This is a genomic window from Kitasatospora sp. NPDC058965, from assembly GCF_042741245.1.
Taxonomy (GTDB): domain Bacteria; phylum Actinomycetota; class Actinomycetes; order Streptomycetales; family Streptomycetaceae; genus Kitasatospora.
Map to the genome: position 1 here is coordinate 2744 of NZ_JBHYKG010000265.1, position 9446 is coordinate 12189.

Here is a 9446-nt window from a genome sequence, read left to right on the forward strand (position 1 = left end):
CGGCCGCGGTCCCCCCCCGCCGCCCCCCCCCGACGCCGTGCGTCAGCTCTCGTCCGGGTCTCCGGTCACCGCCTGCTGCACCAGGTCGCGGGTCAGGGTCACCACCTTCGCGGTGCCTCGCTTGCTGGCCGTCGTCTCCGGCGGGAGGGCGCGCACCATGACGACATAGACCCGCACACCGGCGATGAGCCTTCGTCATGGTTGCGTACAGCCATCCAGGCCCTGCAGACCCAACTCGCCGAGCTCCGCAGACCCGAGGAGCTACCCCCCAACGTCCACCGACTACTCGCCACCGGGAACCGAGATCTCTAGGAGCGCTATTCCCTCGCCACGTGACGACCCGAAGTGCGAGCAGGGGACCTGCACCTGACCCGTCACCGACTTGACGGTCAGCCTGCCGGCCGTTCCCAGTTCCGCCCGGTCCGGACGGGACTGGGAACGTCGATCGCAGCACCGCTTGCGTCCCGTAGTCAGCGCAAGGGCCCCTCAGGAGTCAGGTTCCATTCATGAGTGTGGACGAGCGGAACCTTCCCCAACGAAAGTAGGCGATTCAGCACAGGTTCAGTATCAGAAAAGCTCAAGCTGTCGTCACCACTAACGCCAGCACTCTCCCAGAAGGGCGAAGTGGCATCCCAGGACTCCACATAAAGTCGCCAGAGCTGGTCAAGCGCGAACGATGCAAGATGCGATCGAAACTCCGGCTTATTAGTAGTAATTCTGCCGGAGGGGTGACCCCAGCCTCGCCGCATAATCTCGCCAGCAGAAAAGTGTAGCGCTCGACTGGTAGCGGCATGGAGATAGTCGTAAAGCTCCTTCTTGCCTGCTCGCTCGGCAATCCAGTCGGCGGCAGGAAGGATGCCCCCCGACCACTTGTAGCGCTTCTGTAGATCTTTCAGGCTTGCTCGAACCTCGTCTCGCTTGGTCTCCGCGGAATCAAGAAATCCTTCCGGATACCAGAGATCCTTCATGACGTCATCGCCGACGTAGGCGCGTTGGGCCAGCAGTGACCGCGTCGCATCCCAGTTCCCCAGCAGCAGAAAGAGCTCTTGTGAATCTTCAAGAGGCAGCGACCCAAAGAAGCCAAGGTACAGGACATCTTCAAGCGATGCGCGAACAAATGAGACGGCGAGATGCCCCAGGTCCTGCCGTGCGAGAATCGTGGCGGCCTTCATGCTTTCGATCTGACGGCGAAGGCATGCGTTTACGGCGAGGCGGCGGTAGTCGGCCACCACCTCTGACCACTTGAGGTCGCCGACTTCAAGTAGTCGATTGGCGAGTTCGATAAACTCCTCGGTTACCTCAATCCGTCGCATGAGATTCTCGCTGCCACCTGCCGGTTCAGCAGCGGCGCCGCTTGTTTCATCTTTCGCGTGTGACATTTCGCCGAACCTATCCATTCGTTGTCTTCTGAAGGTGCGCGCGCATCGCCTTTGGCCTGCCGATTCTGCACTGGATTTGGTGGCGGTCCGAATTTTCTCCGCTTGCAGGATGTGCCAGTCGTGGGTAGGAACTGGTCGGGAACTACCGTTTGTCCTCCTCCACCCATCTCTCGCCCTCCTCGTAAACACGAGCTGCGAGAGACTCGGCCCAGTCGCGGCGGGCGAATCCCTCCGGCGTGAAGGTGAAGCCGTCAGTGAACAGAGTGCCGCCATGCCTGAAGGCCCAGAGGACGGGTTCGGCATGGATGGAGACTGAGGGTGAGCTTGGATCCGCAGCGAAGCTGTTCCAGAAGTGGAAGCAGAGCAAACTATCGTCACGTTGGTCGGTCGCGTAGGCAAGCGTCTTGGGGTAATTGGGATTGTTCCCCCCGAAGAGGACCGAGGGCGGACCAAAGGCCGTGACGACGTCGCTGAGGAGACGGTCCTGGCGGCACCAGGTCTCGCTGACGCGACGGATCTCGTGGTGCTCGGCCGAGGTGAGGGTCCGGTCGAGTTGCAGCCATCCCTGGCGGTGTGCGATCTCGGCGTAGACCGAGGCCACGGCGCCCTCGTGTGCATCACCCCAGAGATCTTGAAAGGCTCCGCGCACGCCGGTGGAGGAGGATCCTCGGCGGGTTTGCAGGTCCTTCAGTTCCTGCTGCCACTCCTGCTCGGAGGCGTCCGCGAACGCCACCGCGTCGAGGTAGAGCCTGATTGCGGTCTCACCGCCGTACATTCCCGGGCGGCGCAGGGCGTCGTTCAAGTGGGTGAGCAGGTAGTCGAGCACTTCTTGGGCTGTGCGCCTGTCGTTGCGTACGGTCGGGTCGGTCATCGTCTGCCTTCCTGTTGGTCCTCGGCGCGTGCTGCGAGGTATTCGGCCCAGTCGCGTCGGGCGTAGGTGACCCAGCGGATCGCGGTGTGGCGGTGCATGCCGGTCAGGTCGGCGATGATGGGGCTGGGGAGGTCGGCGGCGAGCGCGGCGAGGGCGGAGTTGCGTGCCGCGCGGACCGAGATTCCGTGGCGGTTGAGCTTCTGCGTCATGGCGTGGGTCGAGATGGGCTTCCCTGGGACCAGGCCCGGGAACAGCAGCTGGGGGCCCGGGGTAGCCTGGGCGAACAGGGATCGTGAGCCGGGCAGGGGCTCTTCCGCCAGCTGGTGCAGCAGACCGGCCAGTCGCGGGGGCAGCAGCACGGGGTGGCGGCCGAGCATCAGGTGGGTGTGCTTGCCGCCGCGCTGTAGATGGTTGGGCGTCAGATGGCAGAGCCGCTCTGTGGACGGACCGAAGAGCAGGGTGATCGCGCCGGCTGCTCGGACGTCCAGGGGCAGGGCGTCGTCGGTGAGGCAGCGCTGGAGGAGGCTCCAGCGGTCGTCCTCGTCGAGCAGGGCCTGCGGCTCCTGCTGCGGGATCGAGGGGACGGTGAGCCTGCGGGTGAGCCGGTGGCTCGCCGTCCAGCTCAGGAAGTAGCGGATCAAGTAGCGCCGTTGGCTCGGGCCGCCAGTGATCCAGCCGTCGACGGTAGTAGCGCATCTCGTTGTCGATGTTGTGGGCCCGGGCCGCCCCGATCGCGTTGTAGCGCCGGACGAGGCCGTCCTGGAGGTCCTGCTTGCGCATGATGGTTCGTCCGTCCCTTTCGAGGGCAATGTCGGGACGAGCATGGCAGGTTGCGTGGGCACGTGGTTTCCGCTGGTCAGCGGCCTGCTAAGGGCAGCCGGGAGGGCCCGGTTCGCTCTCGGGCGGGGTCCGGGATCCGATGATGAGCCGTACAACAGGTACCGATCATGTTTTTCGTGCGATACCGTTGTCTTGTTGCCACCCGATCGGGCCGGCCCCACCCGCTACTTCACCGAGGACTCCGCCATGATCCCCGCCAACCGCACCACCGCCGACACCGACCGGGCCGCATCCCTCATGGGCGTCAGCAAGGGCACGTTCACCAACACCCGCCGCTGGGAGAAACTCCGCGCCCAGCCGATCAGCCGGCCCGGCGCCAAGACCCGCTTCTGGGACGAGGAGCAGCTGCTCGCCGCGGTCGAGGAGCGGGAGATCCCGCTGATCACGCCGGCAAACCCCGACGAGGTGTTCAACCTGGCGGTCGAGGACACGTCGGTGCTGGAGCTGCTGCGCAGCTTCCTCACCGGTTACTTCACCGGCGCGGGCAGCTCGGCCCCGGTGGCCGATGGCACCCGGATCGCTCCGGCCGCGGACACGGCCTTCGACCGGGTCGAGGTGTTCAGCGTGTACGCGGCCGGCGAGGTCCCCGAGGCCGCGGAGGACGCGGTCGTCGACGTGAACGCGAAGCTGGTCGCGTACAACGAGAAGGGCGCCTGGCCGTTGAACGCCCAGCTGCGCCTGGAGTTCACCGGTGGCCGTTGGGTCGTCGCCGCCCTGGCGCGCGAGGACGAGGACGACCTGTTCGACCTGGAGGAGGCCTACCTCCTGGTTCCGGAGGACCGCCGGCCCACCATCTCGACCTGGCGGACCTACGCCACCTCAACCAACCGGAAGAGCGAGCGGCTCACCTCCATCCCGGAGGCCGACACGGTGGTCCACGGTGTGAAGCACTGGAAGCGCTCGACCATCACGAGCTGGGACCAGAACGACCGTTTCCTTCAGGGTGAGGCCAAGGCTGGCGGCCGTCCGGCCGGATCGGCGGACCGCGCCCCGCGGCGTCGTACCCAGCCGCTGCTTGCCAAGGCCGACGAGCGCCGGGCCAAGCTGCAGGAGCTGCTCGCCGAGAACCCCGCGCTCACCTCGGCCGAGGCCGGCGCCGCTCTCGGGGTGAGTGCCGAGCGGGGCCGCCAGCTGCTCCACGAGTTCAAGGACGGATCGGGCAAGTGATTCCTTGATGCCCCGTCAAGGCCGGGCATCAAGGAATCCGCCGTCGCTGACAGGGCATCAAGGTAGTGCCGACCATGCCTTGACGTGCGGCGTTATCGAATCGAGCCCCATGACCGTGCCGCCATCAAGGGGTGCGTCAAGGAGTCCGGGGTTGTCTGTGCCGACCGCACACGCGCCTGAGATTCGAGAAGGGGCCCGGCGTGATCGCCACCACCGACAGCCACAACGGACACAACTTCGACCGGCAGGCCCTGGCCCTGCTCTTCCAGCATCGCCTGGTCACATCGGAGCAGCTGCGGGAGTTGCTCGGCCCGTTCAAGAACCCGAACTGGGCCAACAAGCGCCTGGCCGGCCTGCACAGGAAGGGTCTGATTGCCTACGTCACCAAGCCGGTCTTCGGGGGCGGCCGACCGCGGACCTGGTTCCTGACCGACGCCGGCCGGGAGGTCGCGGGCGAGTTCAAGGAACTGAGGAACATGAGCTCTCCCCCGCCGAAGATCGACGCGGACCGGGCGCTGCTCAACTCCGACCACACGCTGGACGTCGTCAGGACGCACGTGGAGTTCGTCCGGGACGCCCGGCGCCGCGGCGACGAGTACGGACCGCGCGACTGGGTGCCGGAGGTCTACCACCGGCTCTCCGAGGCACGGCGGGACGCGCTGATGCCGGATGCCGTGATGCGCTACACCGCTACCACGGACGAGGGCCGGGTGCACCTGCGTGCGTTCGTCGAGCTGGACCGGTGCACGGAGGTGAGCGAGCAGCTGACCTCGAAGCTCACCGCCTACGCCCGCTTCTACGAGCTCACCCCGATCCCACTGCGCCTGCGCGGCACCACCGAGGCCCAGGGCGCCCCGCCGGCCTGGCAGGACTTCTATCCCCTCTTCCCCCGGCTGCTGTTCGTCCTGACCAACGGCTCGGAGACCACGATGCGCAACCGGATCGAGGACCTGCAGTTGGCCGCCGGGGACAACGCCCGGGTGGTCAACCTGCTGCGCAACGTCCCGGCCGGGGCGGCGACGCTCCGCGACATCGAGGAGCACGGTCCGTCGGCGCCCGTCTGGAGCCCGTTGGCCGACTCCGAGCGTCATCGGTGCGGCTGGGCCGACCTGTAACGACTGCCGAAGGAGGCTTGCATGCCACGGTTCACCAGCATCGGGCACGCCACCGCGGCGTTGTCCGACGGCGGGATCCGGCACTACCTGGTCCACGGGGAGCACGGCGACGTCGTGTACGTGACCCCGGGCGAGGCCGACAGCGTACAGCTGTTCGATTCCCCATGGCCGATCCGCCGGGCCGAGTTCCCCACCATCACCGTTCGTCCGGGCGAAGCCGGATCGACTCCAGGAGACCACCACGATGCTCGCACTGCAGATTGACCCGGCCGGACCGGTTGAGGAGATCGAGCTGCCCGCCGATCCGGCTCTGCGTCGACGGGTTCTGACGACCCGTCTCGGCGGGAGTCCGGACCCGGGCGTCTACCATCGGCGGGCGCTGATGTGGATGCACGGCAACGCGGTCTACGAGGGCCTGCCGCCGAACGTTGTGGCCACCGCACTGGCCAGCGCCTGGCGCGGGATGGACATCGGTGCGAGCTACTTCCTCTACGGCCGGGTCATCGTCACCGGTTCCGTGGACGGCGACGCCGACCATCTGGACGAGGGGTTGGCCGGCCAGGCCCGGGAGGTGGGCAAGTTGGTTGCCGCCCGTGCGCTGGCCTGGAAGACCGCGCCTCCGGCGTCCAACGAGGCGGCCTGGGAGGAGATCGTCCGGGCTGTCCTGGCGCCCCGGCCGCTCTGACGGCGGTCCAGGTGGGCGCCGCCGTGTAGAAGCGGCAGCGGTGGATGCCTGGGCTGGCGGTCTCGGCGGGGCGACGCGGTCAGCCCGGCAGTGGGGCAACCGGGGTTGGTCGCAGGCCAGCAGGACCTCGCGGGGCTCCGTGATGGGGCATCAAGGGAACCGTCGCCATTCCTTGATGCCCCGCAAAAAACTGCAGGTCAGAGCTTTGATAACCACCTGATGCGCAGTCGTTACCGGGCGGGCTTCGATCATCAAGGAGTCCGTCAAGGAGTCCGGGGTTTCCTTCGCCGACAGCAACCGCTGACGACCTAGGGGAGCCCCTGCGATGAACGACCAGAACGACACCAGCATGCTGAAGGGGGTATCGGGCGCGGCCTGGGGCGTCATGAACTGGCTGTCCGACGCGGCCGCCTGGTGCGGCGACAACGCCGGGACGCTCCTGCTCCTGATCACCCCCGTGGCCGTGGCCGCCGGCGTGCTCCACCAGTTCCTGACGCGCCGCGCCCTCGCGCTGCGCACCCGCTACATCCTGACTCCCAGCCGCCGGTTCGACCCGAGCACCGAGGACATCTGGCGCCAGACCGCCCTGCTGATGCGGGCAGCCGGCAAGGGCCCGTGGTGGGCACCTCACGGAGCCCGCCGGGTGCGGGTACGGCTGCGGGCGGACGGCAGCGTGCCGCTGGAGTATTCGATCGAGGGGCCGGAGGCCGCCGCCACCCTGCTCACCGACAGCCGGTTCCAGGAGGTCACCGTCGCCGAGGCCGAGGAGGCCGCCGATCCGGTGGCCGCCCAGGCCGCACAGGACCGGCTCGACAAGAAGAACAAGGAGCTGCAACAGCGACTGAAGGCCGAGGCGAAGGAGGCCCGGGCCAAGGCGAAGGCCGTCGGCAAGAAGGGCAAGGTGGCGCTGGAGAAGCAGCAGAAGAAGAAGGAAGAGGAGGACGGCCGCCTGGTCGCGGTGCGCGCCGAGTTCGTCCTCAAGGGGCGCCCCTCCGCCGCGCTGCGCGAGGTGCCGATGGCTCCCGATCCGCTCCAGCCGCTGATCGACGCCGTCCGCGACATCCGGGCCGAACAGGGAGATCTGGCCGAGGTCGTCCTCGACATCCAGTCGATCCCGTTGTGGCAGCTGAAGCTGCGCCGGTGGAAGCTGATGCACGAAGCCCAGGAGGACAGCCGCAAGGCCGCCCGGAAGAACGCGCGCAACGCGGCGATCGTGGCGGCGGACGCGGAGGACTCGCTGCGTTACCAGCTGCTCAGCCTGCTCGACCCGTCGTCAAAGTCCTCCGCGGGTTCCCGGATGCCGATGCCCCGGCCACGCGCGGTCGAGCCGGAGGAGGCGCTGGGACGCCTGCACGGCAACACCGGGCTCGTGCGGATCCAGCTGCTGGTGCGGTGCGCCTCCCGGAGCGAGGGGCGTGCCTGGCAGCTGCTGGAGCGGGTGAGCGCCGGTCTCGACGTCTTCGGGCAGGACAGCCGGCTCGGTGTGGACGGCGGCCAGTTCCTGAGGTGGTCGTGGGGCGCGAACAGCTGGCACCGCCGGGACTCCTTCGACCGGCGGTGGAGCAGCGGGCAGGTCGGCCCCCGCGAGCAGAACTGGCTGCATGTCGGCGAGCTCGCCGGGCTGTTGAAGCCGCCGACGATGCACGCGGCGCTGCCGGTCCTTGCCTCGGAGCTGCCCGACTTCGTCGCCGGTGAGGCCCTGGTCCCGCACGGACGGCTCGTGCACGCCGACGGCACCAGTCGGGTCATCGCCACCCGCGAGGAGGAGTTCCTCTTCAGCGTCAACGTGGGCAAGTCGAACTACGGCAAGACTGAGACCGCGCTCACCCGGGCCATCGCGGTCGCTGCGGCCGGATCGGGTGCAATGTTCGTCGATCCGCACGGTGACTCGTGGTCCACGGCCTCGCCGTACCTGGCCCACCCGGTCTTCGCCTCCCGGGTGCGCCGGATCGACCTCGCCCGCGCGGACCAGCCGGAGGCGAAGCTGCCGAGCTGGAACATGCTGGAGATGACGTCGGGGCGGACGGCCAACCGGTTGACCACGGCGACGGTCGACGCCCTCGCTACGGGGCTGAACTGGACGGACGCGGCGGCGCCACGCGCGTTGACGATCTTCACGAAGTCCGTCGAGGCGTTGGTGATGCACAACGCCCGGGCGGTGGCCGCCGACCGGCCGGACGCGCAGGCGACCCTTCTGCAGATCCGCACCCTGCTGACGGACAAGCCGTGGCGCGACGCCCTGATCAAGCACCTGACCCCGGAGCAGCGACGCTGGTGGACCACGACGTTCGCGGCGTACCAGGTGGCCGAGGTGCTGGGCCCGGTGCTGAATCCGATCGACCGGCTCGCGTCGAACGAGGTGACGCGGGCGTTCCTGGGCTCACCGCAGGGTTCGTACGACATCCGGGAGGCGATGGACGAGGGGTTCATCGTGTGGCTGTGCTTGGAGGGCACGGGGCCGTCGGACCGGCTGCTGTTCAGCATGGTCCTGCAGAACCTGTTGCAGGCCGGTCTCTCGCGCAGGGACCTGGCGTCGGAGGCTCGAAAGGCGTTCCACACCTTCGCTGACGAGTTGATCGCCCTGGACCCTGCGGGCGGCCCGTCGTTCGCGGCGATCACCGAGCAGTTGAGGAAGTTCGGCGGCCGACTGCATGTGATGACGCAGTCGCTCGGACGGATCAGCCCGGCCACGAGGGAGGCGCTGATGCAGAACTCCTCCGTGGTGAGCACGACGTCCGGGTCGATGACCGCGGCCAGGGCGATGGCGGACGAATGGCACGGGGCGGTGTCTGCCGGGCAGATCGCGGACCTGCCGCGGTTCTCGCACTACGTGCAGGTCACCGCCGACGGGAACCGGGTGGGCCCCCTGCGGGCGCGGGGTGTGCAGGTCTCCGAACTGTTCGGTGACTACCACCGCCCAGAGCTGGTGGGGCAGATGGTGGAGAAGGCAGACAAGCAGATGGGATCGAGGACACTCCCGGAGCTGCTGGACATCGCGAACGCGCAGGACGCCGTTGTGCTCGAGTTCAACGGCCCCGAGCCGGCCCCGTCTGGCGCTACCGACAAGCAGCCGGACTCCACCCCGGGAGACGGCGGGACGACCGCGCAGCAGCAGGACAACCCACAGCCGGCGGCGACGGATGTCCATCACCAGGCGGTGGTACGGCATGGGAGGCGGGGGCCTGGCCGTCCGAGGAAGCGGTAGCTGTCGCGGGTGGACGGAACAGGTATGCCGCGCACGCTAGGTCCGGGAGCTCCCCAATTGGGGAGCTCCTGCTGACCTTCCCGGTCGGCGGCCCGCGCGCGTTGCGGGATCGGCCTGGCCTGTCGGCACGTACTGGGGGGGGCCCCCACGACGGGTGGGGGCCCCCCCGGCGGGGGCGGCGGCG

General features: G+C 68.2%; 8 protein-coding genes. 5 read left to right on the forward strand and 3 right to left on the reverse strand.

What is annotated here, in order from left to right; translation table 11 throughout:
- Positions 1 to 470: 470 nt before the first annotated feature.
- The 3 genes from ACFW1A_RS31200 to ACFW1A_RS31210 form a co-directional block, all read right to left on the reverse strand.
- Positions 471 to 1397: a DUF5677 domain-containing protein gene (locus tag ACFW1A_RS31200; RefSeq protein ID WP_380414718.1), complete on the reverse strand. Its 927-nt coding sequence runs from the start codon at positions 1395 to 1397 to the stop codon at positions 471 to 473.
- Positions 1398 to 1521: 124 nt separating this feature from the next.
- Positions 1522 to 2250, reverse strand: coding sequence for a hypothetical protein (locus ACFW1A_RS31205; RefSeq protein WP_380414720.1), 729 nt, complete (start codon positions 2248 to 2250; stop codon positions 1522 to 1524).
- A complete protein-coding gene (locus ACFW1A_RS31210; protein WP_380414724.1) occupies positions 2247 to 2891 on the reverse strand; it encodes a hypothetical protein in 645 nt (214 codons plus the stop codon). Before ACFW1A_RS31210 ends, ACFW1A_RS31205 begins: the two co-directional genes overlap by 4 nt.
- 334 nt (positions 2892 to 3225) lie before the next feature.
- Between ACFW1A_RS31210 and ACFW1A_RS31215 the strand changes: the two genes are divergently transcribed.
- The 5 genes from ACFW1A_RS31215 to ACFW1A_RS31235 all read left to right on the forward strand — a co-directional run bounded on the left by ACFW1A_RS31215 (position 3226) and on the right by ACFW1A_RS31235 (position 9262).
- Positions 3226 to 4257 carry a hypothetical protein gene (locus ACFW1A_RS31215; RefSeq protein ID WP_380414728.1) on the forward strand — a complete coding sequence of 344 codons (1032 nt, stop codon included), beginning with the start codon at positions 3226 to 3228 and terminating at the stop codon, positions 4255 to 4257.
- A gap of 200 nt (positions 4258 to 4457) precedes the next feature.
- Positions 4458 to 5372, forward strand: coding sequence for a replication-relaxation family protein (locus ACFW1A_RS31220; RefSeq protein WP_380414733.1), 915 nt, complete (start codon positions 4458 to 4460; stop codon positions 5370 to 5372).
- Positions 5373 to 5393: 21 nt separating this feature from the next.
- Entirely contained in the window at positions 5394 to 5636 is a 243-nt protein-coding gene (locus ACFW1A_RS31225; protein ID WP_380414737.1) for a hypothetical protein, read from the forward strand.
- Positions 5617 to 6057 carry a hypothetical protein gene (locus ACFW1A_RS31230; RefSeq protein ID WP_380414739.1) on the forward strand — a complete coding sequence of 147 codons (441 nt, stop codon included), beginning with the start codon at positions 5617 to 5619 and terminating at the stop codon, positions 6055 to 6057. Before ACFW1A_RS31225 ends, ACFW1A_RS31230 begins: the two co-directional genes overlap by 20 nt.
- A gap of 325 nt (positions 6058 to 6382) precedes the next feature.
- Entirely contained in the window at positions 6383 to 9262 is a 2880-nt protein-coding gene (locus ACFW1A_RS31235; protein ID WP_380414741.1) for an ATP/GTP-binding protein, read from the forward strand.
- Positions 9263 to 9446: the final 184 nt, after the last annotated feature.